This window comes from Agromyces binzhouensis (assembly GCF_004135055.1).
Taxonomy (GTDB): domain Bacteria; phylum Actinomycetota; class Actinomycetes; order Actinomycetales; family Microbacteriaceae; genus Agromyces; species Agromyces binzhouensis.
On the sequence record NZ_SDPL01000003.1, the window covers coordinates 15,373 to 39,022 of the forward strand.

Annotated in this window: 18 protein-coding genes; 3 read left to right on the plus strand and 15 right to left on the minus strand. The window is 65.5% G+C overall.

The window, feature by feature from the left end:
- Nucleotides 1-33 precede the first annotated feature (33 nt).
- On the plus strand, nucleotides 34-2,400 hold the full coding sequence (locus ESO86_RS00615; protein WP_129232964.1) for a LuxR C-terminal-related transcriptional regulator: 2,367 nt from the start codon (nucleotides 34-36) through the stop codon (nucleotides 2,398-2,400).
- A gap of 139 nt (nucleotides 2,401-2,539) precedes the next feature.
- Nucleotides 2,540-4,000 carry a thioredoxin domain-containing protein gene (locus ESO86_RS00620; RefSeq protein WP_129232965.1) on the plus strand — a complete coding sequence of 487 codons (1,461 nt, stop codon included), beginning with the start codon at nucleotides 2,540-2,542 and terminating at the stop codon, nucleotides 3,998-4,000.
- A gap of 334 nt (nucleotides 4,001-4,334) precedes the next feature.
- On the opposite strand, the gene ESO86_RS00625 is transcribed toward ESO86_RS00620, so the two are convergent.
- From ESO86_RS00625 to ESO86_RS00650, 6 genes are all read right to left on the minus strand, one after another.
- The gene (locus ESO86_RS00625) at nucleotides 4,335-5,171 is read right to left on the minus strand and encodes an alpha/beta fold hydrolase (protein ID WP_129232966.1); all 837 of its coding nucleotides are present in this window, start codon (nucleotides 5,169-5,171) and stop codon (nucleotides 4,335-4,337) included.
- Between the two features lie 262 nt (nucleotides 5,172-5,433).
- Nucleotides 5,434-6,795 (minus strand): class I SAM-dependent methyltransferase, encoded by a 1,362-nt coding sequence (locus tag ESO86_RS00630; protein ID WP_129232967.1) that lies wholly within the window; start codon nucleotides 6,793-6,795, stop codon nucleotides 5,434-5,436.
- 233 nt (nucleotides 6,796-7,028) lie between these two features.
- Nucleotides 7,029-7,394, minus strand: coding sequence for a nuclear transport factor 2 family protein (locus tag ESO86_RS00635; protein WP_129232968.1), 366 nt, complete (start codon nucleotides 7,392-7,394; stop codon nucleotides 7,029-7,031).
- Nucleotides 7,395-7,540: 146 nt separating this feature from the next.
- Nucleotides 7,541-8,389, minus strand: coding sequence for a MerR family transcriptional regulator (locus ESO86_RS00640; RefSeq protein ID WP_129232969.1), 849 nt, complete (start codon nucleotides 8,387-8,389; stop codon nucleotides 7,541-7,543).
- Between the two features lie 14 nt (nucleotides 8,390-8,403).
- Nucleotides 8,404-9,069 (minus strand): trimeric intracellular cation channel family protein, encoded by a 666-nt coding sequence (locus ESO86_RS00645; RefSeq protein WP_129232970.1) that lies wholly within the window; start codon nucleotides 9,067-9,069, stop codon nucleotides 8,404-8,406.
- A 76-nt stretch (nucleotides 9,070-9,145) separates the two neighbouring features.
- Nucleotides 9,146-9,847: an alpha/beta fold hydrolase gene (locus ESO86_RS00650; protein ID WP_129232971.1), complete on the minus strand. Its 702-nt coding sequence runs from the start codon at nucleotides 9,845-9,847 to the stop codon at nucleotides 9,146-9,148.
- Nucleotides 9,848-9,998: 151 nt separating this feature from the next.
- On the opposite strand from ESO86_RS00650, the gene ESO86_RS00655 reads away from it, so the two are divergent.
- Complete coding sequence (locus ESO86_RS00655) at nucleotides 9,999-10,658, plus strand: GntR family transcriptional regulator (RefSeq protein WP_129232972.1); 660 nt, start codon at nucleotides 9,999-10,001, stop codon at nucleotides 10,656-10,658.
- A gap of 121 nt (nucleotides 10,659-10,779) precedes the next feature.
- Here ESO86_RS00655 and ESO86_RS00660 read toward each other — a convergent pair whose 3' ends face one another.
- The 9 genes from ESO86_RS00660 to nrdH form a co-directional block, all read right to left on the minus strand.
- The gene (locus ESO86_RS00660) at nucleotides 10,780-12,117 is read right to left on the minus strand and encodes an FAD-binding oxidoreductase (RefSeq protein WP_242492131.1); all 1,338 of its coding nucleotides are present in this window, start codon (nucleotides 12,115-12,117) and stop codon (nucleotides 10,780-10,782) included.
- Nucleotides 12,118-12,618: 501 nt separating this feature from the next.
- Nucleotides 12,619-15,537, minus strand: coding sequence for a P-loop NTPase fold protein (locus tag ESO86_RS00665; protein ID WP_129232974.1), 2,919 nt, complete (start codon nucleotides 15,535-15,537; stop codon nucleotides 12,619-12,621).
- A gap of 435 nt (nucleotides 15,538-15,972) precedes the next feature.
- On the minus strand, nucleotides 15,973-17,460 hold the full coding sequence (locus tag ESO86_RS00670; RefSeq protein ID WP_129232975.1) for a toll/interleukin-1 receptor domain-containing protein: 1,488 nt from the start codon (nucleotides 17,458-17,460) through the stop codon (nucleotides 15,973-15,975).
- Between the two features lie 472 nt (nucleotides 17,461-17,932).
- Nucleotides 17,933-18,559 carry a Cap15 family cyclic dinucleotide receptor domain-containing protein gene (locus ESO86_RS00675; RefSeq protein WP_129232976.1) on the minus strand — a complete coding sequence of 209 codons (627 nt, stop codon included), beginning with the start codon at nucleotides 18,557-18,559 and terminating at the stop codon, nucleotides 17,933-17,935.
- Complete coding sequence (locus tag ESO86_RS00680) at nucleotides 18,556-19,446, minus strand: nucleotidyltransferase domain-containing protein (RefSeq protein WP_129232977.1); 891 nt, start codon at nucleotides 19,444-19,446, stop codon at nucleotides 18,556-18,558. Before ESO86_RS00680 ends, ESO86_RS00675 begins: the two co-directional genes overlap by 4 nt.
- A gap of 263 nt (nucleotides 19,447-19,709) precedes the next feature.
- Entirely contained in the window at nucleotides 19,710-20,729 is a 1,020-nt protein-coding gene (nrdF, locus tag ESO86_RS00685; protein ID WP_129232978.1) for a class 1b ribonucleoside-diphosphate reductase subunit beta, read from the minus strand.
- A 43-nt stretch (nucleotides 20,730-20,772) separates the two neighbouring features.
- Nucleotides 20,773-22,878, minus strand: a complete 2,106-nt coding sequence (nrdE, locus tag ESO86_RS00690) for a class 1b ribonucleoside-diphosphate reductase subunit alpha (protein WP_129232979.1) — start codon at nucleotides 22,876-22,878, stop codon at nucleotides 20,773-20,775.
- 35 nt (nucleotides 22,879-22,913) lie between these two features.
- Complete coding sequence (gene nrdI, locus ESO86_RS00695; protein WP_129232980.1) at nucleotides 22,914-23,342, minus strand: class Ib ribonucleoside-diphosphate reductase assembly flavoprotein NrdI; 429 nt, start codon at nucleotides 23,340-23,342, stop codon at nucleotides 22,914-22,916.
- Nucleotides 23,343-23,394: 52 nt separating this feature from the next.
- Nucleotides 23,395-23,628 (minus strand): glutaredoxin-like protein NrdH, encoded by a 234-nt coding sequence (gene nrdH / locus ESO86_RS00700; RefSeq protein WP_129232981.1) that lies wholly within the window; start codon nucleotides 23,626-23,628, stop codon nucleotides 23,395-23,397.
- Nucleotides 23,629-23,650: the final 22 nt, after the last annotated feature.

Sequence of the window (23,650 nt, forward strand, 5' to 3'; positions counted from 1 at the left end):
TCGTGGCATGGCACCGTGGCCGAGGCAGATGAGATGACCTCACCGTTGCCGCTGGTCGGTCGGGACGCGGAACGCGCGCAACTCGACCGGCTGCTGCAACCGGACGGCCCATTCGTGGTCAACGTCACCGGGTCGGAGGGTGTCGGCAAGTCGGCGCTGGTCGAGCGCGTGCTCCAGCGCACCACAGGTCGCTTCGCCGACGTCCAGCACCTCGAACTGCGAACCGAGGGCATCGGCGACGTGATGCCGGCGGTCCGGAGCTTCACGGCCCGCATGCCGTTGTCGCTCCCCGGCGGGAACCGTGATCGGTCGTTGCTGGTGATCCATCGAGGCGATCCGCTCGCGTCGCAGGCCGAGTCGCTCGTGCGGCTCGCCGCACAGGACGGCGCCCTCACCATACTCGTCGAATCGGTGCCGGAACTCCGTGCGCCGGGCTGCGCCCCCGTGCTCGTCGGTCCGCTCGAGGCGGATGCCGCTGCGCAGCTGTTCCGTCAGGCCGCCGCGAGCGTCGGGGTCGACGTCGGCGACGGACCGGAGGTCGACGACCGCATCCGTCGGATCTGCTCGTCCGTCGACGGCAACCCGCTCGCGATCGAACTCGCCGCCTGCAGGCTGCCGTTCATTCCCCTGACCCACCTCGATCCGCTCCTGTCGGATCCCCGCCGTGCCCTCGACGTGCTCACCGCCCCGATCGGTGCGGGCGATCGCGCGCGCGGGGTGCGTGATGCGGTCCTGACGACCCACGAGATGTCCTCCGCCGCGGCGCAGCGGTTGCTGGAACTGCTCTCGGTGTTCGCCGGTCCGTTCGCCATCGAGGCCGTCGAAGCGGTCTGCGAGGGCCTGGTCGCATCGTGCTACAACCCCCTCGGCGAGCTCCTCGACCTGCGATTGGCCGAGCTGGATTCGGCGACGACGCTCGGCCGGTACCGGCTCAGTCGACTCGTCCAGGGTTTCGCACGCGAGCGGCTCGAGGCGTCCGGGCACGCCTCCGAAGCGCGCGATCGCCACGCCCGCCACTTCTCAGACCGGGCCCGTCGTGCGGCGGAGGCGGTCGAGGACGCCGACGAGGACGCCGCACTCGCGATCATGGGCGAGGACTTCCCGGAGTGCCTGCACGCGCTCCACTGGCTCATCGAGCACGATGCTGCGAGGGCGCTCCGCCTCGCGGCGGACCTCGGCTGGGAGGCGCAACGGCGCGGAACAGGCGATCGAGTGCTGCACCTGCTGCGGCATCTTCTCGATGCGCCGGGCGCCGGCGATCCGAGCGCGCGGCGCGACGCGCTCATCTGGTCGGCGCAGCTCGAGAGCCTGACGCCCGATGCCCAGGACAAGGCCGGGGTCATCGCGGCTCGGGTGGCCGAGGCGCTCGTCCTCGCCCGTGACTCGGGCGCCCCGCTTCCACTCCTCATGGCGCTGCGCACCCAGTTCCTGGCGGTGTCCGCCACCCGCGACGTGCCGGCGGCCTTCGCGGCCTGCGCCGAGGGGATGCGCCTCGCCGGGGAGCTCGGGCATACGCGGTGGACGGGTCGATTCGAGGTCTCGGCGAGTTCGATGTACGGCAATCTCCGCCGGTACGACGAGGCTGCCGGGCTCGCGACCTCGGGGCTCGCACGGGCCATCCGCTCCGACGACCGGCGCACGGTGGTCTTCGCGGCCTTGGTGCTGCACTCCCTCCCGACGGGGACCCTGCCCGATCAGGACGGCCGCCTTCGCCTCGAGGACGTGCTCGAGATCGCCCGCGATCTCGACGACACGCCGCGCGAGCTGCACGTGCTCGCCGCGCTCGCCCTTTCGGCGGTCGACCGCGGCGACGCCGCGGCGGCCGCGTCCTGGCTCACCATGCGTCAGTCCGCCCTGCGCCGGGTCGACCTCCTGAACGGCCCGACGGTCTCGGTCATGCTCGCCGCGCTCATCGCCGACATCCGCGGCGACCACCGCGTCGGAGCGCGGCTGCACGGCGCCATCGCATCGCACGTCGATGCGGTGCTGGCGCTGGCAGCACCGGAGCACGGCGAGCGGTACCGGGCGGCCGTCGACCGGTTCCGCGCGACGCTCGGCCCGGCCGGATTCGCCGCGGCCGTCGCGGGCGGGCAGGTTCTCGATCGCGAGCAGACGCTGGGAGAACTTGGGGCGTACCTGCGGCAGATCGCGGACGTGCCGACGCCGGCCGAGAGCGCAGCCTCTCCGACCACTGCGATCGCGCCGCTGACGGCGCGCGAACTGCAGGTGCTCGAACTGCTGACGCGCGGTCTCCGAAACAAGGAAATCGCCGTCGAGCTGCGCATCACCCCGAAGTCGGTCATGCACCACACGAGCGCCGTGTATCGCAAGCTCGGCGTCCGCACTCGTGCCGAGGCCGCCACGAAGGCAGCGACGAGCGGGCTGGTGCGATTCGACTGAGCCCGTCGATCGGGGGTGCTCGACGGGTCCTGAACGAGGCGGGCAAATGCCCGATGCCGTCGCCGACGGCACCTCCTATCGTGACGGCGTTCGACATGCGCGTCGTCGACGCGGCGGCGCCTGGCCCGGGAGGTTCACGATGAAAACGCTCGCAACCCACGTGGCCGCCGCGGCGGTCGTCGCCATGGCGCTGGCGGCCGGAGTGACGCCCGCGGTGGCGGCCGACGGGGTCCCGGAGATGATCCTCTTCGACGATCCGTACTACTCGGCGCCGGTCGGCGAGGAGTTCGCCGGCCCCATCCGGGCGGTCGTCACCGACGACGCCGGGCAGCCGGTGGTCGGCGTCGAGGTGACGCTCTCCGTCGTCCCGGACACGTGGCAGGGCGCCACGGTCGCGCTGGACACGTACTCGGCGATCACGGGCGCCGATGGTGCGATCGTGGTGCACGCGACCGCCGGCGACATCGGCGGACGCGCCGTGCTGCGCGCCGATGTCGGTGACGACGTTCGAACCGGCGCGTGGATGTTCATGCGACCGCCGGGCTTCCGGCCGGGCGAACAGCTCGCCGGCATCGACGCCGAGGGCGAGGACGGCGCTCGCCACAACCTCCGCGACACCGTGCAGAAGGGCACGTACACCATCGTCGACGTCTGCGCCGCATGGTGCGGACCATGCCGCTTCTACGCGCCGATGCTGCGCGATGCGAGTGCGAAGCTCGCGACCGACTACAAGGTCGACCTCGCGATCGTGACCGTGCTCCAGCAGGGCGCGAACGCCGGCGAACCGAGCACGCGATCGGACGCCGTCGCCTGGGAGGAGTCCCTCGAACTGACGAACACCGTGCTGCACGCGGAGGGCGACTCCGATTCCGATCTCGCGCGGGCCGCTGAGTTCTTCCTGCTGGACGACGACGCCGGCGTGGGCCAGGCGGTTCCCACGAGCCTGCTCATCGGCCCCGACGGCACGATCCTCGACCGTGTGGTCGGAGCCCAGGCGAGCGTCGAGGAGATCATCCAGCGCGTCCTCGACAGCGGGGCGAAGGCCCACCGGCCGAAGGCGCCCAAGCCGGACAAGTCGCTCACCGGTGAACGGGTGACCGCCACCCTCGACGGGGATTCCGCGTCGGTCGTCTTCGACCCCTCGGGCACCCAGCAGTACGAGCAGACGCCACTCGGCATCCTCGGACATCGGTCGGACGACACCGATCCGTCGATCGCCGTCCGGAACTTCTCGTTCTACGAACCGTCCGGTCTCCCATCGTCCGGCGAGCTGACACTCTCGCTCGAGCGCCTCGATCGCACGGACGCGAAGGAACCGCTCACGTCGAGCACGCTCTACGTGTGGGTGACCGGACTCCTCACGCCGGGGGACTTCGACCGCCAGGCCGGCGCCTGGGTCGAGTTGCCCGCGACGTCCGTGAAGGGCGTCACCACGGTCGACATCGACCTGGCCGCGCTGCGCATCCCGTACGAGCAGGCGTTGCGTTCGGGCGAGTACGAGGACTACGGCACGATCGGCGAACTGACCGACGCGGACATCGACGCCCTGGTGGCGAACATCGCCGGGGTCGAGGTGGAGGCCGTGTTCGCTCGGAAGTGACGGCTGCTCCGGCCGTGGGCGGTGCGTGATCGCGCATCGCCCACGACTGAGCCACCGTCCGCAATGTCGCATCCGCTCGCACGAGCGGATGGCGCGCAACGAACGCCTGCTCCTCGTGCAGCACTTCGAGGCCGACATCCTGCACCTCGGTGATGATGCGCCCGGACCCGGTGAGCTCCTGTCGGGGACGACATCGGCATCCGCCTCGAGTTCATGCACAGCCCGCCGCGGGTGCCCACGGTTCCCGTCGAAGACTCAACGGCGCGAGAGAGGGAGCGGCGCGCACACGGGCAGTCCCGTGCGCGCGCCGTCTCCTCCTCGCGCAGCAGCTGGGCTACTGCTGGATGAACGCGAGGATGTCGGAGTTGAGGACGTCCGCCTGCGTGGTGAGCATCCCGTGCGGGAAGCCCTCGTAGATCTTGAGGGTCGAGTTGCTGAGGAGCTCGTGCTGCTTGAGCGCGGCCTGCTGGTAGGGCACGATCTGGTCGTCGTCGCCCTGGAGGACGAGGACGGGCACCGAGATCGCCTCGAGGTCCTCGGTCTGGTCGGTCTCCGAGAATGCCTTGATGCCCTCGTAGTGCGCGAGCGCGCTGCCCATCATGCCCTGACGCCACCAGTTGGCGACGACGGGCTCCGATACGGTCGCACCCTCGCGGTTGAAGCCGTAGAACGGGCCCGACGCGACGGCCTGGAAGAACTCGGCTCGGTTGGCGGCCAGCGCGCTGCGGAACCCGTCGAAGACCGAGATCGGCAGCCCTCCGGGGTTCGCGTCGGTCTGGAGCATGAGCGGGGGAACCGCCGCGACGAGCACGGCCTTGGCGACGCGGCCCTGGGGTTCGCCGTGTTTCGCGACGTAGCGGGCGACCTGGCCGCCGCCGGTCGAGTGGCCGACGTGGATCGCGTTGCGCAGGTCCAGGTGCTCCACGACCGCCGACGCATCGCTGGCGTAGTGGTCCATGTCGTGGCCGGTGGCGATCTGCGACGAACGGCCGTGACCGCGCCGGTCACTGGCGATGACCCGATACCCCTTCCCGAGGAAGTAGAGCATCTGGGCGTCCCAGTCATCCGAAGACAACGGCCACCCGTGGTGGAACATGATGGGCTGGGCGTCGCGGTCGCCCCAGTCCTTGAAGTAGATCTCCGCACCGTCGTCCGTGGTCACAAAGGACATGACCGACCTCCAGGTTCATCTTCGGCCGGGCATCTGCCCGGCGATCTTGCGTTGGATGCTGCGCCGGATCGGCGAGGCATGTTCGACGCAACGGTTGCGGGTCCCCGATCCTTTCCCGCGTTTCCGCACGTCGCGCCAGTGGCGCCGTCGTCGGTTGCCGACGGGCCCTTGATTTCTGCAGGCGACCACCATCTCCGATCGAAGGGCACGCCGCTACCCCCTTGCGGCGACGTCTGAGGTACCGGTTCCGGGCGCTCTCCGACTACGCCGTCCACCACGGCCGCAGCGGCAGGTCGCCGACACCCCCACGCTCGTCCGGCTTCACCGCGAGGACCTGGTGCAGCTGGATGCCGCCCCGCTCGAACTGGAGCCGCGACCCGGCCATGTAGAGGCCCCACACCTTCGCGGTCGGCAGGCCGACCTCGTCGACCGCTTCATCCCAGTGCTCGACGAGGTTGGCGCACCAGTCGCGCAGGGTCAGCGCGTAGTGCGGGCGCAGGTTCTCCTCGTGCAGCACCTCGAGGCCGACATCCTGCGCTTCGGTGATGATGCGCCCGGACCCGGTGAGCTCGCCGTCGGGGAAGACGTAGCGGTCGATGAAGCCGTGCGTCGATGGTTCGGACCGGTTGTCGGGGCGGGTGATGCAGTGGTTGAGCAGCAGCCCGCCGGGGCGCAGCCGCGACTGCAGGAAGCGGAAGTACTTCGCGTAGTTGCGCACGCCGATGTGCTCGAGCAGCCCGATCGACGACACCGCGTCGAAACCGGTGTCGGCGATGTCGCGGTAGTCGCCGTGACGCACCTCGGCGAGCTCGCCCAGGCCCTCCTCGGCGATGGCGCGCTGCGCCCACGTGGCCTGCTCCTCCGACAGCGTGACGCCGATGACACGGATGCCTCGGCGCGCCGCGTAGCGCACCATGCCGCCCCAGCCGCAGCCCACGTCGAGCAGCCGGTCGCCCGGGCTCAGCCGCAGCTTCTCGAAGACGAGCCGGTACTTGTTCTCCTGGGCTTCGTCGAGGGATGCCTCGGGGCGCGGGTAGCACGCGCAGGTGTAGGTCATCGACGGCCCGAGCACCCACTCGTAGAAGGTGTTCGAGACGTCGTAGTGGTGGTGGATGGCTTCAGCGTCCCGCGCCTTGCTGTGCCGGCGCCCCGTCGCGACCCGACGCCAGCGGGGCGGCGCCTCGCCCGGCGGCGGCGCGATCGGCCGCAGGTGCTCAACGCCGATCGAACGGAGGATCTGCGCCATCGCTCGTGGCGGCGGCATCCGGAACACCAGTTCGTCGGCGAGCGCCCGGAGCAGTTCGTAGGGGTCGCCCGGGTGCACGCCATGGATCTCGAGGTCGCCGGCGATGTAGGCGCGTGCGAGACCGAGGTCGCCTCGACCGGTGGCGAGGTACGTCGTGCCCCGCGGCGTCTTCAGTTCGATGCCGAGCGGGGCGTCGGGCGGGCCCGCCGAGCTGCCGTCGTACGCGGTGAACCGCAGCGGGAGTTGCCCGCCGGCGACGAGCTCCAGGATCTCGGCGAGGGTGAGCTTGCCCGAGGCATCCGGCTTCGTGGCGGCATCCGCCTGCGTGGCATCCGTCGTCGTCGCCGCGGGCGACCTCTGCTCCTTGGACGTCGTCATCGTCGTTGCACCGCCTTCGCAGAGAGGTCGAGGACCCGGGCCCGCGCATCGGTGGCATCAGACGCGTCGGTCGCCGGACCGGACACCCTCACGCTAGTCCGCGGGACCCGGTGCCCGCATGGTTCCTCCCGCATTCGGCACGGCGCGCGCTGGCGGATCGGTGCGTTCACGCCCGGGCCGACGCGGGCCACGAGCGTCAGCCGAGGGTCTCGATCAGCCGGTCGCACATCGCCTCACGGGGCGATGATCAGCCTCGCGATCCTGTCCTGGTCGAGGCTGAACCGATAGCGCAGGTCGACGACGCCGCCGGGGAAGTCGCCCTCGAGGTGCGCGAAGACGATCCACTGATCGGGACCCTCCTGGCGCTGGCCGGTGAGCGTCGACGCGTAAGTGTACTCGCTGCCGGTCTTGTCGAGCCAGGCGCGGATGCCGTCCCGGCCGTCGTAGTCGATTCCCTCGTCGGTGACGCGGGCGTCCGCGGTGAAGGTCTCGACGACCGTCTGCCGCTGCGCGTCGTCACCGTGGGCGCTCAGGTACCGGACGACGACCGGCGGCAGGGTCGCGGTGTCGTAGGCGTCGAATGCGTCGGTGTGAGACATGGGTGTGCTCCAGTTCCTCGAGTTCCGTTGATCGACATGCACGAGCTCCGGGCCGCCGACCACCGCCGAGGTCGAGCCCCGTGGTTCGTGCATGGCTCCACGCTCCCGCTTCCCCTGAGGGGAAGGTCAAGCCGTCTCGTTCGCCCTCAGCGGAGCACCCGGAAGATCGGCCATCCGATCTCGGTGACGGTGTGTGCGTCGATGCCCGGGAACCCTTCCAGGTAGACCTCGCGGACGGGCGCATCCGTGGCGAGCTCGTGACGTGCGACGTAGTCGCCGAGTGCTGCGTAGACCTCCGGGATCGTCTCGTCGGGCCCGTCGTGGAGTGCGACGGCGAGCTCGACCGCGGACAGCTCGACGGATGTCGCGACCCCGTCGATGGCGCGTTCATCGAAGTCGTCACCGACCGTGAGGAAGACGGTGGCGAGTCCCCGCCCGTCGGCGAACAGCTCGTTGGGCCAGATGCCGCCGTAGTGGCCGGTCGACGCCGGGTCGGATGCTTCGGCGATGTGCCGGAGCATCCCCGTCGAACGACGGAACCAGCCTCCGAGGTCAGGGAGGTCGATGACCTCGCTGACCGCCACGGCCCGGGTCTCCGGGACGCTTCGGTGGACGATCTCGACCGGCGCCGGAGTGGGCGCGAGCATGTCTCGGAGGTTCTGCACGGCGATCCGCGTGTCGTCGAGCTGTCGCTCCATCCGCTGGAGGTGCTGCGCGAGCAATTCCGTGCGCGCTGCAACGTCCGGAGCGGCGAGCACGTCTCGGATGGACTGGACCGGCACGTGGAGCTCCCGCAGGGTCCTGACGATCCGGGCATCCGCGATCTGGTCGGCGGCGTACAGCCGGTAGCCGTTGCGGTCGTCGACGAGCGCCGGGGTGAGGATGCCGTTCCGGTGGTAGAACCGCAGGGCCTTCGCGGTCATGCGCACCGCACGCGAGAAGTCGCCGATGGTCATGAGGGAACGCTCATGCGACGTCATGTGGTCGAGGTGCACGGTGCGATTCTTCCTCAGCTCGGCTTCGGGGACCTGGGTCGTGGCCGGGTCAGGGCCCGTTGCTCGGGGAACCTCCAGCCGAGGAGGACGGCGATCAGGCGAACCACGGTCGTCACGCCGACGCAGATCAGGCCGGCGATGGGCACCGGAGTGCCGAACTCGGTCAGGAACACGAGCACGCCCACCCCGGACCCTGCGGCGACAGCGTAGAGCGTCCCGATCTGGAGGAACGAGACCGGCAGGCCCAGGAAGACATCCCGCAGCAGTCCCCCGCCGATCGCGCCGATGACGCCGACGACGAGCGCGCCGACCTCGCCGACGCCGAGCGACAACGCCTTGGAGGCGCCGATCGCGCCGAACAGTCCCATCACGACGGCATCGAGCACGGTGATGACCCAGCCGACGTGAGCGAGCAGGTGCTGGAGGATCATTCCGAGGATGGCCGAGCCGCCGGCGACGACCAGGTACCAGTTCATCCAGATGACGACGGGCGGCTGGTCGAGGACGATGTCGCGCAGCAGGCTGCCCCCGAGCGCGACCACCAGCCCGATGACGAGGACGCCGAGCACGTCGATGCGACGGTTCCTGTGTTCAGCCGCGAAGAGGGCGCCCTGGAGGCCGCCCAGACCCGCGGCGAGCAGCTCCACCCACAGCGAGACCTGGAACGGTGCGAGGTTCATCCGGATACGCCCCCTTGGTCGCCCGGGGTCGGCTCGCTCCGGGTGAGCGAACCGACCCCGGAGGTCAGCGACGACGTCAGCGCGCCGCGCTGCGCTCGGCTGCGGTGACGATGACGTCGGCGACCACCTCGGCCTGGGAGATGAACGCCGCGTGGCTGCCCGGGACGTCGGTGATGTCGGCGCCGATGCGCGTGGCCATGTGCTGGAGCATGGCCTGGTCGAACGCCTTGTCCTCGGTCGCGATCACGGCCCAGCTCGGCTTGTCCCGCCACGCGGCCACGGTCACCGGGGTCCCGAACACAGCCATGTCGACGGGCACCTGGCTGTCGGCGAGGAAGGCGGCCTCGGCCTCGCTGAGGTCTGCGGCGAAGCCGGCGTGGAACGCGTCGCGGTTGAGGTAGCCGTACCCGTCGTCGCCGACGTCGATGACGAACTCGGGCGTGGGCGCGAACCCCTCGTACTGCTGAGCGGAGGTCTCGCCGGCGTCGGGCGCCAGCGCGGACACGTACACCAGGCCGGCGACCTTGGGATGGACGCCCGCCTCGGTGATGACGGTGCCGCCCCACGAGTGGCCCACGAGGATCGTCGGCCCGTCCTGGAGGTCGAGCACCCGGTTGGTCGCCGCCACGTCGGCCTCGAGCGAGGTGAGCGGATTCTGCACGATCGACACCCGGTAGCCGCGAGCGGTCAGCAGATCGTAGACGTGGCGCCATCCGGATCCATCGGCGAACGCCCCATGCACGAGGACGACGTTGGTGATGTCGTGTTCGGTGTTCATGTCTCTTCCTTCGGTAGCGGCCGTTCGGCCGGTGGGATGCGGTCATGCGATGTAACAGCGGCGATGTGCAATATATTGCATGTTGCCGATGACCGCGTCAACCGGCGAAGCGGACTTGCAACCCGGGCCTGGAGTGTGGGCAATATATTGCATGCCGATTCCCCGGAGTGTCCCCGGTGTCGACCGCTCGCTGCTGCGCGACGACGTGTTCCGGCGGCTCCGGGACGCCATCGTCGACGGCACGTTCCTGCCCGGCGAACAGCTGAAGGACGCAGACCTCGCGGAGTGGCTCGGCGTCAGCCGAACTCCGGTTCGCGAAGCACTCCTTCGTCTCGGCGCGAGCGGACTCGTGGTCGCGGTTCCCGGACGATCCACCACGGTCAGCGCCATCGACCCGAAGGCCGTCAGAGACGCACGCGACGTGGTCGCCGCCATGCACGTGCTGGTCGCACGAGAGATGGCGGGCAACCTGTCCGATGCCGACGTGGCGCGCATGCGCGAAGCGAACGACCGCTTCGCCCGGGCCGTGAGCGCCGGCGACACCGCCGCCGCGCTCGACGCCGACGACGAGTTGCACGCGATCCCGGTGTCGGTCCTCGGGAATCGCGCCATCGAGTCGGTGCTCGACCAGTTCGGCCCCGTCGTGCGTCGAGCGGAACGCGAACGCTTCGCGGCAGGCGGGCAGGACACGATCGAACGGCATGAGCGGCTGATCCAGCTCCTCGCCGGCGGCGACGCCGAGCGGGCGTCGGAGCTCACCTTCGAGATCTGGCACAGCCTGCCGGCGGAGCGCACCACTCCCCCTGGGTGACCGCTTCGCCCAGCGTCAGGTCAGGTCGACCGCGCCCTACCCGAACCTGGCTGCGCGTCGTGCGTCGCGCGTCGCGCGCTCGATCAGTTCACGAATCTGGGGAACGAGCTCGCGAACGTCGTCATCGTCGTTGCACCGCCTTCGCGTAGAGGTCGAGGAACCGCGAGTCGGGGTCGTAACGCCGCTTCGCGGCGCGATAGGCATCGCCGCCGTAGAGCTCGTCGAACTCGTCGCGCGGGTAGAAGGAGTCGGAGTACAGCGACTTGTGTCCGTCGAGCTCGCTCACCTTGTGCTCGATCAGCCGGTTCGTCGCGCCCTCGGTCGCGCCGACGGGCACGGTCGACCAGAAGCCGACGTTGACGTAGGTGCGGTGCGGCTCGAGCGGGTACAGCGGCCAGTCGGCGTCGTCGCGCGGTCGCAGCGGGCACAGCCAGATCGGCTCGATCGGCACCTCGGCGAGGAACCAGTCGAGGAACTCCGCGGTCCGCTCGATCGGGATCTCGACGTCCTGGATGACCCGCTCACGCGGCGGACGGCCCCGGAGCCGTTCGATGCGGTTGCCGATGTCGAACCGCCGTTCGAGCTTCATGAGCTTCCAGTACGCGCTGCTGCGCCGGTAGCGCCGCGGCCAGAGCCGGCGAACGAGCGGATGCTGCGCGCCGAACGCCTGCGAGCACCAGAACCAGTCGGCGTCCCACCGCCACAGGTAGTCGTGGATCGTGAGCCGGTCGTGCGTCGCGCCATCCGCATGCTGGATGGAGCGGTAGAAGACGCGCTGGCCGGTGTAGTCGCTGGTGGGGCCGGATGCCTCGGTCTGCACGCCCACGCAGAGGTAGCTCTCGTCGGCGCTGAAGACGACCCCGTCGAGGTAGTCGACGCGGGTGCCGTCGTCGAGGGTGCCGGTCTCGACGATGCGGTCCATCGTGTCGATGAGGTCGGCGAGGGCATGGAACCGCAGGTGCGTGAGCGCGACGAACGGCTCGACGGGCTCCAACTCGATGCGCAGGCGCACGGCGTAGCCGAGCGTGCCGTAGGAATTCGGGAACGCGCGGAACAGGTCGGCGTGCTCCGACGGCGATGCGGTCACGACCTCGCCGGCGCCGGTGAGGATGTCGAGCTCCAGGACCGACTCGTGCGGCAACCCGCTGCGGAACGACGTCGACTCGATCCCGAGTCCCGTCACCGCGCCGCCGAGCGTGATGGTCTTCAACTGCGGCACCACCAGCGGGGCCAACCCGTGGGGCAGCGTCGCCGCGACGAGATCCTCGTACGTGCACATGCCGGCCACGTCGGCCGTCCGCGCCTCCACGTCGACTGCGATGACCTGCGTCAGCCCCGACGTGTCCAGGCCCCGCGCCTCGACCCGGTCGCGCGACCGGAACAGGTTCGACGTGGGCTTGGCCAGCCGCACCGTCGCCGTGGCGGGCACGGCCCGGTAGCTCGCCAACAGGCGCTCCACGCCATCGGCGTGAGCGGCCCGTGCGTCAATCGCGTCGGTCGCAGGAGCGGACACACCCTCACGTTAGACCCGAGGGCGGACTGCCCGCATGGTTCCTCCAACACTCGACACGGCCCTCCCACCCCACCCCGCGCAAGACATTCCGGCCGTGGTAGATGCGCAACGAGGAGGACCAGTTCGACATACGCCATGGCTTCCTCGTCTTCGGCTGGTTTGAGTCGCCTAGCCTGAAGCCCTCACCGATCGGCTGCGCGAAGTCGAGGCGATCGTCGCCGTCGGACACCTTCTGCTCGCCGCGCCGGACCGGTTCGGCGCGGACTACGACGCACGCGTGCTCGAGTCGCGCCAGATGCAGGTCGCAGCGGCGGTGGACTTGCCATGAGCGATGGCCAAATCAGTTGGCGCGGCGCTCGCGGGCATGCTCCGCGACGACTCAAGCGAGCGAAAGTCGAGCGCCAGACCTCCCTCTCTCACGCTGATCCGATGGAATCGTGACCGGGGTCAGCTATTCGAGGCGCCGACCGAATCCTCCGCGGCCACCGTTACCGAAGCCTCAGTGTCCGCCGCTCCCAACACATCACTACTCCGATCAGGCGCCGCTGAGGACAGCGGATGGCTGAGCAGCTGACGCCGAAGGGCACGCCGAGTGTTGCTATTGCCGACGCCCCGCAACAGGCTTACAAACCGCTCGTTGTTCGCGAGCGCGGGGTAGGACGCCGGCAGGGCTTCCTCGACCGAAGCGAGGTCGATGGTGACGTTGATGCCGGCAGCTCGTCGAGGAGGGGCCAGGCCCCGTCCGCGAAACAAGCGCCCGGCAATGCTCCACCAACGATCGTCGACTTCCGGCGTGTCTGAGGCCAGCTTTTTCACAGCCGCGTAATCGAGGAAGTCCCCGATCGGATCCTCACCAGAGGCATCGTTCACGAGCACATCGTAGAATGTGGGGTAGATATGCTGGACCAGAGTCGATGTGAAAACATGGCTGTGGTCGAGTGGCGCATCGTGCCATCTCGGATTGAGATTTGTCTCTAGAACAAAGCTATTGATGATTCGTTTGATTCGTCGTGGATTTCGAAGAGTATGCTCGGCCAACACTTCCATGATGTTCTCATCCACCAATTGCGAGGTGGCCGACTCCTCTGCGTAGCCACGAATAAGTTGTCGAGTAGTCTCCATGCTGGGCGGGGGGACGCGATAAGTCACTTGTACGATCTTCTCTAGATAGGCCCTCCCAATCTGAGATTCAGCGGCAACACCACTCGCAACGGCCTCGGCCACCCGCGACATGTCACAGGCGATAACAAAGACCAGGCCCGGCACATCGAGATACAGCTTCATCGCCTCACAGACCCCGACCACAGACAAGTCAGAACATCGATCGAGATCGTCTACAAAAACAACCATCGCACGATTAGCTTGTCCACCCTTCGCGTCCGCCTCCACCCAATCCTCAAGCAGGCCTCCGATCGTCTGCCGCAATTCGTTGCGCAACTCGGGATTTACGCCAGCTTGGTCCCAAAGATTGTCAACCATGCGCCCGACGCCAAAGAAGTTGCCGAGGATGGCGCTGAAGATTCGAACAATCAAGGAAACGTGACCCTTTCGGGCAAGTTCACGAGTCCAGCGACGAAGAAGGAAGGGGTCCATCTTCACGAGAACCGATTTTACAAGGCTCTCAAGAGAGTTGGCCCCCGATGCGGTCCAAGCGTTGTATTCGACAGTGACAGTTCGTTCATCGCGAACATGCTCTTGTATCTGCCGAAGAAGGGTGCTCTTGCCAACACCCCAATTCCCGTCGATGGCTAGAACGAACGGGGCGGAAGCTCGCGATGTGCTCAATATCGCTGCCAGCCGGGTCGCGATATCCCCGCTGCCGAGCAAGTCGCTCGTCCCAGCCGGTACGGGTTGATCGTTCAGGATCCTATACGCGTCCACTCCGGTCTTCCACTCGCCACGAGCCAGCCCCATGTGACGCTCCATCGCAACTTGCAGCCTTCGCTGCGCGATGCCTGTTCGCTCGGCAACGAGTTCGATGATGATTTGCTCATCCACGACAGCGTTTGCGATTCCCGAATCACCCCGGCGCCAGCGCTCCTCAGCCTCCTTCCGCGACGCGATCATCGCACGCTCCTCGTCCCGATAGGCCGCTGCCTGCGAAAAGTCCTGGTCTTGGATCGCCCTCTCCTTCTGCTCTCTCAGATCGGAAATACGAGCCTCCAGGTCACGCAAGTCGCGCGGCATACCAGATCGCCGAAAGTCGACGATTGCGCACGCGCTATCAATTAGTCCGGCCACGGCGTCCAGCAGGTCCAGATCGCCCATAAACTGCTCGCCCAGAATGGCGGCGACTAGAACCGCGTTATCGGAGATGCTGACGTGGTTGTGAGCCTCATACTGGTCTCTCTGCGACTTGATATAGCCGACTGCATCGTCCACCGATGCCTCATCCATGGGCATCGACTCGAACCGGCGTCCGATGGCGTCCCCACGAACGTACTCGCGGTAGTCCTCCTCAGTCATTGCGGTTACGACTTGTACCGAGCCATCCATCAGACCCTCGCGAAGGCTCTTGGCCAGTTCCTTCAGCACCCCGTCTTGGCTCGTAAACAGGTGCACGAAGTCCGGAACGTGAAGAACTAATCCACCGCTCGTTCGCGCCGTCTCTATTGCATGGAGCAACTCGCCCTGACTCTGCGAGATCAGCGAGTGCGGCATTAGCTGATACAGGCCCCGTGCTGAAACCTCTCTCGGCACCTCGCCTTTCGCGATCATATCTGCCAATGCCATTGCCATCGAATTCGAGTCGACGCGATTTTCTGCAATGAGCACAGCACTGTTTCGATCCCTGCGGCTGAGTATCGAGGCGATCTTCCTCACCACCCGAGCCTGGGTTCTCGGATACCACCCTTGCTCTGGCGAGCGCACTGTCGCAATTAGGTCAATCAGAGGTCCGCCGGCACTTCCCGGGGGCGGTGGTGCGCTGATTGAGTTCGCCAATAGAGCCTTCACAGCGCCCCGCGCTTCAACGAGGTCGACATCAAAGTGGCGCAGCACGCGCGCACCCGAGCTTTCATCCTCGCGCATCAGCCCCAATAGGATGTGCTCGGTCCCGATATAATTGTGTCCGAGATACAACGCTTCCCGGAGCGCAAGTTCGAGCGTCTTCTTCGCGCGCTTCGTGAAAGGCACCTGGTCGGGCGTTGGAGCTTCTCCAGGCGGGACCATTTCTCGTATCGCCGATCTTGCAGACTCGAGCGCGACCCCGAGATCGTTGAGCACCCGGGCCGCGACTCCTTGTCGTTCGTCAATGAGTCCCAGAAGAATGTGTTCTGTCCCAATATAGGGATGGTGCATCATTCTGGATTCTTCTTGAGCCAGTACGATGACGCGGCGAGCCCGGTCAGTGAATCGCTCGAACAAGAAACCGCCTCCTCTTCTCGACGCACGCTTCGTCGCCCTGGGCTGATGGGAGAGTCGTCGCTGGATCTATTCTGGAAGGTGCGTTCCGTTCTACTAGCGCATTGACGAGGCGATTTGAAGGAATGTTCCCTTGGCTCCGAGCCGCTCCGATGCTTGCCCGGTACTGCGTTCGCCGGCAGCGCGCCTCATTCGCGAACGCGCTTCGCGGCGCCCTCACGTCGTTCGCACGCTTTCGAGCTACTCAACGCGCATCTGCCCGAAATTCAACCGTCGTCGACAAGCCCGGCATTCTGCGAAGACTCGTTGCGGACGGATCGCCCGTTGGAGCGTAGGAAACGTGGCCCCCTCGTCCGCGCGGGCATGCATCGGCCGCCGCTAGCCAGGGCTCGCTCAAGACCAGGCTGGCCTCAAACAAGCGTTTCGTACGCCCGGCCCTCACCAGAGCCGAGACCGGATATGCGCCGCTAGGTCGCCAACGCGGGATAGCGCTGCACTCGCACGGTCGGGGTCGCCACCGAAAAGACCGTGAAGCAGTGGAGTCCATCCAGCGCCCTGCGCCTTGACCTCCTCCAACATGGCCACCTCGGGGGCAATGTCACTATTCCGGTGCCGCCACGTGTACCGGCCGTAACCACCGTGCGGTCCGTAATACTCGCCCTGGGCGCGAGCGTCCTCCGATATCGCGTCGAGAAGGATCTCGACACGATCGAAAGCATCGGCGAAGTCAGCATCGCTCGCGAAATGCTGGCGGTAGATCGGTGCCATGACGGTGAAGAGGTGATCCGAAATAGGGGTGTGCCTGCGCCCGCCACGGGTTGAAACCATGGACTCGATCTGCTCGGCTGTGAGCGAACCACCGTCATCCTCGACACAAAGGAGCGTGCCGAGGGCACTCCACGTATCGATACCGATCACGCTCTGGCTCCCCGAGGTGAGAACGAACGGTATCTGCCTGGCGCTTGTCGTCGCGACCCGGACATCGGAAGTCGCCGCACGGAGCATCGAGTAGTTCTGCTTCGCCACGGACCCGACGGCAGCCACGAATGTCGCCACGAGAGCGGGATACTCATGGGCCGACCTGAAGACTTGCGTCCCAGCTGACTGTGTGGACTCCTGTCCGAGGACACGTAACGTCTGCGTGAACTCCTGCTCATGCGGCTGCGATCCATACATGGAGATCAGCTTCAATGGGATCAGCGCCGGAGCGAGGATGTCGTCATAGTCCCGAATTCGGCGGACCCACTCCCGGGCGAACTCCGCGTTCAGTTTGGTTCCCTCGGCGACCGTCAAGGGAAACCGTTCGCGGTCGCCGAGTGCCCGCTGGATCGGTTCCCGCAGATCGGACAGAAACTCGTCATAGTCCATGACCAGTGTCGGGTTCCTCATCAGTCCACGTACGTGCTCAACTATGTCGCTCTGCGCGCGACCAGCATCTGCTGCCGCCAGGGAGACAGACTCCGGTGGGATCCCGGGGGCCGTACCGATGGCACGCTGGATGGCGACGATCAGGCGGCTCATCTGGGCAGTCTTCTGCGGCCCGAATAGATCGGCACGATGGATCGAACGGCCGAGGGTGCGTCCCGCTCCAAGATCGAACTCGGGAATCTCGCACTCGTCAAGGCGAGCCGTCATGAGCCACGCCGCTCCAGGAGGTCTCTGACGGTACTCCTCGGCGGCCAGCGTGAGCTCCTCAAACTGGTACGACTTCTCCCTTTTTGCGAGGTTAGACGAGAAGCAAGCTAGGAAGACGAAGGAGCCGCTGCGAATGGCGTTCCGAATCTCAGTCTGCCAATCATCGCCCGGCCAAAGCTTGTCCTTATCACGCCAGACGATGAACTCAGCCGCCTCAAGCGCATCCTGCAACTCGTCGATCTGTTCGCTGTCCTCGGTGATGTACGAGATGAATACGTGGTCCCCTGACACGACGCCTAACCTATCGCGTAGGCGGCCAAGGGGGTGGTGAAACGGAGTTAGAGTTCAGCGGTTCGCCCATTGCGCGGCAAGCGCGACTCGCTGTGACTAGCCCAAGGCGCGCGTCTGACAATTGAGGGCGCCCTGCGTGCCGGAGCTTCGGTGCTGAACGAACTACGACGTTCCCCTCTTTGCATTCGAGCGACCTTCTTCGGCGGCAGCATGCACGAAACGCGATCACCCTCAGCAGACAGGTGCAGGTACTCCTCAAGACGGAGCGCTGGATAGCCAGGGGCTTCGTGCGGGCCGAAGTAGTGGCAGAGATCCCACTGCTCCACCGCATCGATCATGACGAACGCCGTGTTGTAAGCCTCAAAGCTTGAAGCGAAGTAGCTCTTGGGTTCTCAGTTAGTCATGCTCTTAGAGTCTCGGCATGAGCGCACTCGCCATTAGGGAGCGAGGTCTTCACGTCATGCGCGAGCGACTAACGTGCACCCTTCAAAGCCTCTCTAGCTTCCTCGAAGTCCTCAGCGATCTTCTTGGATCGCTTTGTCAGCTTCAGTTGGCCCTTCGAGTCTCGATCCGTCCAGTAGCCGCCTTCCAGTCGCTTCACAGGAGAGCCGGTAACTGCCAGCACGGCTGACCCATGGTGGATTGGGCTGCGCCCTCGGATTTCCAGACGCGGTTCGTTCGTGTAGACATAATGAAGAAGCCACGAACCGTCTTCCTTCACAACGCGCGCCAAAGAGGATTTTGACTTGGACTCGTTAGATATGAGTGTTACGGAGGCCGTCGAACTGGTCTGACGGATCACAAGATACACAGTCTTCGGTGCGGGCGACTTACCGGAGTTCGGGTCAATCCAGAATGATTCGAGGCGCGCTTGCCATGTTCCGCTGAGGTCTCGACTTACACCTGGGATTGCCTGCGCTACCTTCCACTTCCAGACCCACCGGTCCCATGTCAAGAGCAGGATCGTGCACGCGAGAACCGCGATCGAGAACAAGCTGAGCAGACTCGTATTGGGCGCGCCGGTAGTAACCCACGAACCTATTACAAACACCGCCGAGACGATGACGACAATCGCACGGACGAGGATGCCGCTGATCATTCGAACCCCATGTAGTCCCAAGCGTCGCCTGCAAACTTGTGGACCTGAGCTCGAGTCCATTTCTGAGCGTGGTGAAACAGGTACTTTGCTCCGTTTGCCTCCAGCCAGCGATCCGAGTCCGGCTCAGCCCGCATGGTGTAGTTGTAGATGTCTGCGAGGCACCCCTGCATCGTTGCTCGCCAAGTACTAAGCGAGAAGTACTCTTCCCGGCAGTTGTACACCAAGCATTCGAGTAGATAGGACGGGATCTCTTCAGTGAGTCCCTTCGACACAAGCTCGTTCTCCAAGCGCTTCAAGATGCGAACAGTCTTCTTGTACAGGCCGTTCGTGCGCACGTTCTTGGCCTTGCCGAGTTCGAGCTGAAGCTTCGGGTAGTTCACGATGGACGTTCCGTCCTTCTTGAAAACCTTGGTCCCCTGGCGGTATGTGCCGTCGGAAAAGTAGAGCTTATAAGCGAAGGAGGGCACTACGTCGGCGTTGACGCGTGCCGAGCTCGCATCAACTTCGAAAGCCGTCGACCCTGCGGTGACGGAACCAGGAAACTTCTTCTCGAGAGCAGCGGCGATCTCCTCCCTGAGCTTCTCGGGCGTCCACGGACCGGTGTAGGGAGTGCTTCCGGAAGGGCGTCCGCTCTTCGCGGGATCGTGTTCTTCCCAGTACAAGGCGTCCGAGCACTCGACGACGATGTCAACGTCGCTGTCCGACTTGACGTTCGTGTTATTGGCGTATGAACCCTTGGCGTAGATTGAGAAGTCGCTTCTGTAACCGTCGAATCCATCGTGCTCGTCTATGGCTTCGCGAATCATGCGCTCAGTGCGTTCCTGCTTTTCTTGCTCAGTTGCGCTTGAGGGCCCGGTCCACCCGGCCAACTTCTCTTCAGTAACCATGCGACTCCTTTGCACTGATCATCCTCGTTCAGCACGAACGGACAGACAACCTCGCTGGCCGGATCCGGCGACGCGACATCCGGCCAAGATGGTGTCGGTTGATTCGGCTTATCCCAAGGAATCCGTGCCATCTAGGCCGTCTCCTAGCGACCAGGTGTGAATCCCAGTGTTCCCGTGGCCAAGCACCTCGATCTGGGTCAAGACACGGAATCGGGTCAACTTCGATGTGTCCGAGGGTCACTACCGTGACGTTTCCCGGGAGATCAGAAGTCCCAGTCCTCGTCCTCCGTGTTGACCGCCTTGCCGATCACGTACGACGAGCCCGAACCCGAGAAGAAGTCGTGGTTCTCGTCGGCGTTCGGCGAGAGCGAGGCGAGGATCGCCGGGTTCACGTCGGTGACCGAGGAGGGGAACATCGACTCGTAGCCGAGGTTCATGAGGGCCTTGTTGGCGTTGTAGTGCAGGAACTTCTTGACGTCCTCGGTGAGGCCGAGACCGTCGTAGAGGCTCTGCGTGTACTGCACCTCGTTGTCGTAGAGCTCGTACAGCAGCGAGAACGTGTAGTCCTTGATCTCGTCGCGCTTGGCCTGGTCGACGAGCTCGAGTCCGCGCTGGAACTTGTAGCCGATGTAGTAGCCGTGCACGGCCTCGTCGCGGATGATGAGGCGAATGAGGTCCGCCGTGTTGGTGAGCTTCGCCCGGCTGGACCAGTACATGGGCAGGTAGAAGCCCGAGTAGAAGAGGAACGACTCGAGCAGCGTCGAGGCGACCTTGCGCTTCAGTGGCTCGTCACCGCGGTAGTACTCCATGACGATGGAGGCCTTCTTCTGCAGGTGCTCGTTCTCGACCGACCAGCGGAACGCATCGTCGATGTCCTTCGTCGAGCACAGCGTCGAGAAGATCGACGAGTAGCTCTTCGCGTGCACCGACTCCATGAACGCGATGTTGGTGTACACCGCCTCTTCATGAGGAGTCAGCGAGTCGGGGATGAGCGAGACCGCGCCGACCGTGCCCTGGATGGTGTCGAGCAGCGTGAGGCCGGTGAACACCCGCATCGTGGTCTGCTGCTCATCGGGCGTCAGCTGGTTCCACGACTGCACGTCGTTCGACAGCGGCACCTTCTCGGGCAGCCAGAAGTTGTTCACCAGGCGGTTCCAGACCTCGAGATCCTTGTCGTCCTGGATGCGGTTCCAGTTGATGGCGTTGACGTGGCTGACCAGCTTGACCGGCGCCGCGTGGGCCGGGTCGTTGGTGGCCGAGTTCACCGGGTCGGTGAGAGTCATCCGTTCAATCCTCTTCTCAAGTCATCCGTAATCTGAGCAATGCTCACAAAGTGCAGCTGACGCACATCTCCAGCTCTGTGCCCTCAAGGGCCTGCTGACGCAGACGGATGTAGTAGATCGTCTTGATGCCCTTGCGCCAGGCGTAGATCTGGGCCTTGTTGATGTCGCGGGTCGTCGCGGTGTCCTTGAAGAACAGCGTGAGCGACAGGCCCTGGTCGACGTGCTGCGTCGCCGCGGCGTAGGTGTCGATGACCTTCTCGTAGCCGATCTCGTACGCGTCCTCGTAGTACTCGAGGTTGTCGTTCGTCATGAACGGCGCCGGGTAGTAGACGCGACCGAGCTTGCCTTCCTTGCGGATCTCGATCTTCGACGCGATCGGGTGGATCGACGACGTCGAGTTGTTGATGTACGAGATCGAGCCGGTCGGCGGCACCGCCTGCAGGTTCTGGTTGTAGATGCCGTGCTCCTGGATGGAGGCCTTCAGCTCCTGCCAGTCGTGCTGCGTCGGGATGTGCACGCCGGCGTCGGCGAACAGCTCGATGACCCGAGCGGTCTGCGGCACCCACGCGGCATCCGTGTACTTGTCGAAGAACTCACCCGACGCGTACTTCGAGTCGGCGAACCCGTCGAAGGCCTCGCCGCGCTCGATCGCAATCTGGTTCGACGCGCGCAGCGCGTGGAACAGCACCGTGTAGAAGTAGATGTTCGTGAAGTCGATGCCCTCCTCGCTGCCGTAGTGGATGTGCTCGCGGGCGAGGTAGCCGTGCAGGTTCATCTGGCCGAGGCCGATGGCGTGCGACTTGTCATTGCCGTCTTCGACGGAGCGCACCGACGAGATGTGCGACATGTTCGAGACGGCGGTGAGGCCGCGGATGGCGGTCTCCACCGTCTTGCCGAGGTCGGGCGAGTCCATCGCGAGCGCGATGTTCAGCGACCCGAGGTTGCACGAGATGTCCTTGCCGATCTGGTTGTACGACAGGTCTTCGTTGTAGGTCGTCGGAGTGTTGACCTGCAGGATCTCGGAGCACAGGTTCGACATGTTGATCCGGCCCTTGATCGGGTTGGCCTTGTTCACCGTGTCCTCGAACACGATGTAGGGGTAGCCCGATTCGAACTGGATCTCGGCGATCGTCTGGAAGAACTCGCGCGCGTTGATCTTCGTCTTCTTGATGCGCGGGTCGTCGACCATGGCGCGGTAGTTCTCGGTGATCGGCACGTCGCCGAACGGCTTGCCGTAGACGCGCTCGACGTCGTACGGCGAGAAGAGGTACATGTCCTCGTTGTTCTTCGCGAGCTCGAACGTGATGTCGGGCACGACGACGCCGAGGGAGAGCGTCTTGATGCGGATCTTCTCGTCGGCGTTCTCGCGCTTGGTGTCGAGGAACCGCATGATGTCGGGGTGGTGCGCCGACAGGTACACCGCACCGGCGCCCTGGCGTGCGCCGAGCTGGTTGGCGTAGCTGAACGAGTCCTCGAGCAGCTTCATCACGGGGATGATGCCCGACGACTGGTTCTCGATCTGCTTGATCGGCGCACCCGCCTCGCGGATGTTGGAGAGCAGGAGCGCCACGCCGCCGCCGCGCTTCGACAGCTGCAGCGACGAGTTGATGCCGCGGGAGATCGACTCCATGTTGTCTTCGATGCGGAGCAGGAAGCACGAGACGAGCTCGCCGCGCTGCGCCTTGCCCGTGTTGAGGAAGGTCGGGGTCGCGGGCTGGAAGCGGCCGGCGATGATCTCTTCCACGAGGTCGGTCGCGAGCTGCTCGTCGCCCTGGGCGAGGCCGAGCGCGGTCATGACGACCCGGTCTTCGAAGCGCTCGAGGTACCGCTTGCCGTCGAAGGTCTTCAGCGTGTAGCTCGTGTAGTACTTGAACGCGCCGAGGAAGGTCTCGAAGCGGAACTTCTTCGAGTACGCCAGGTCGTTGAGCTTCTGGATGAACTCGAACGAGTACATACCGAGCGTCTCGGGCTCGTAGTACTCCTTCTCGACGAGGTAGTCGAGCCGCTCCTTCAGCGAGTGGAAGAAGACCGTGTTCTGGTTGACGTGCTGCAGGAAGTACTCCCGCGCCGCCTCCCGGTCCTTCTCGAACTGGATCTTCCCGTCGGCGCTGTAGAGGTTCAGCATCGCGTTCAGGGCGTGGTAGTCCATCCCCGAGTTGCCCGAGCGCGGTGCGTCGATGACCGCTACGCCACTGTCGCCTGCGGCGCCTGCTGCTGCGTTGACCAAAATGCGTCCAATCCCTCGTCGACGGCGCGAACGTCGTCTGGTGTTCCGAATACTTCGAAGCGGTAGAGGTGCGGCACATGGCACTTGGCGGCGACGATGTCGCCGGCGAGGCCGTAGGCCGCACCGAAGTTGGTGTTTCCGGCAGCGATAACGCCGCGGATGAGTGCGCGGTTGTGCGGGTCGTTCAGGAACCTGATGACCTGCTTGGGCACGGCGCCCTTGCCGTCCCCACCCCCGTAGGTCGGAACCACGAGGACGTATGGCTCGTCGGCGACGACCGCGGCATCCTTCGCATGGAGCGGGATGCGCGTCGCCGGCCGTCCGAGCTTCTCGACGAAGCGTGCGGTGTTGCCCGACACGCTCGAGAAGTAGATGAGGTTCGTCATGACTGCTCCAGGTCGTGCATCTCGACCCCCCGGTCGATGCGCCCGGGAGCCGTTACGCGAGCCGAGAGGCCAGCTCGTCGATCTTGTCGGGGCGGAAGCCCGACCAGTGACCTTCGTCGGTGATGACGACCGGGGCCTGCAGGTAGCCGAGCTCCTTGACCGCGGCGAGGGCGGACTCGTCCTGCGACAGGTCGAGCACCTCGTACTCGATGCCCTTGCTGTCGAGGGCGCGGTACGTGGCGTTGCACTGGACGCAGGAAGGCTTGGTGTAGACCGTGACCGTCATCTCTGTGACCCCTCTTTCTCAG

Coding starts and splice junctions, on each gene's coding strand:
- ESO86_RS00615 (WP_129232964.1), top strand. CDS start 34: ATGACCTCACCGTTGCCGCTGGTCGGTCGGGACGCGGAACGCGCGCAA.
- ESO86_RS00620 (WP_129232965.1), top strand. CDS start 2,540: ATGAAAACGCTCGCAACCCACGTGGCCGCCGCGGCGGTCGTCGCCATG.
- ESO86_RS00625 (WP_129232966.1), bottom strand. CDS start 5,171: ATGTCCTTTGTGACCACGGACGACGGTGCGGAGATCTACTTCAAGGAC.
- ESO86_RS00630 (WP_129232967.1), bottom strand. CDS start 6,795: ATGACGACGTCCAAGGAGCAGAGGTCGCCCGCGGCGACGACGACGGAT.
- ESO86_RS00635 (WP_129232968.1), bottom strand. CDS start 7,394: ATGTCTCACACCGACGCATTCGACGCCTACGACACCGCGACCCTGCCG.
- ESO86_RS00645 (WP_129232970.1), bottom strand. CDS start 9,069: ATGAACCTCGCACCGTTCCAGGTCTCGCTGTGGGTGGAGCTGCTCGCC.
- ESO86_RS00650 (WP_129232971.1), bottom strand. CDS start 9,847: ATGAACACCGAACACGACATCACCAACGTCGTCCTCGTGCATGGGGCG.
- ESO86_RS00655 (WP_129232972.1), top strand. CDS start 9,999: ATGCCGATTCCCCGGAGTGTCCCCGGTGTCGACCGCTCGCTGCTGCGC.
- ESO86_RS00675 (WP_129232976.1), bottom strand. CDS start 18,559: ATGATCAGCGGCATCCTCGTCCGTGCGATTGTCGTCATCGTCTCGGCG.
- ESO86_RS00680 (WP_129232977.1), bottom strand. CDS start 19,446: ATGGTTACTGAAGAGAAGTTGGCCGGGTGGACCGGGCCCTCAAGCGCA.
- nrdF (WP_129232978.1), bottom strand. CDS start 20,729: ATGACTCTCACCGACCCGGTGAACTCGGCCACCAACGACCCGGCCCAC.
- nrdE (WP_129232979.1), bottom strand. CDS start 22,878: ATGGACTACCACGCCCTGAACGCGATGCTGAACCTCTACAGCGCCGAC.
- nrdI (WP_129232980.1), bottom strand. CDS start 23,342: ATGACGAACCTCATCTACTTCTCGAGCGTGTCGGGCAACACCGCACGC.
- nrdH (WP_129232981.1), bottom strand. CDS start 23,628: ATGACGGTCACGGTCTACACCAAGCCTTCCTGCGTCCAGTGCAACGCC.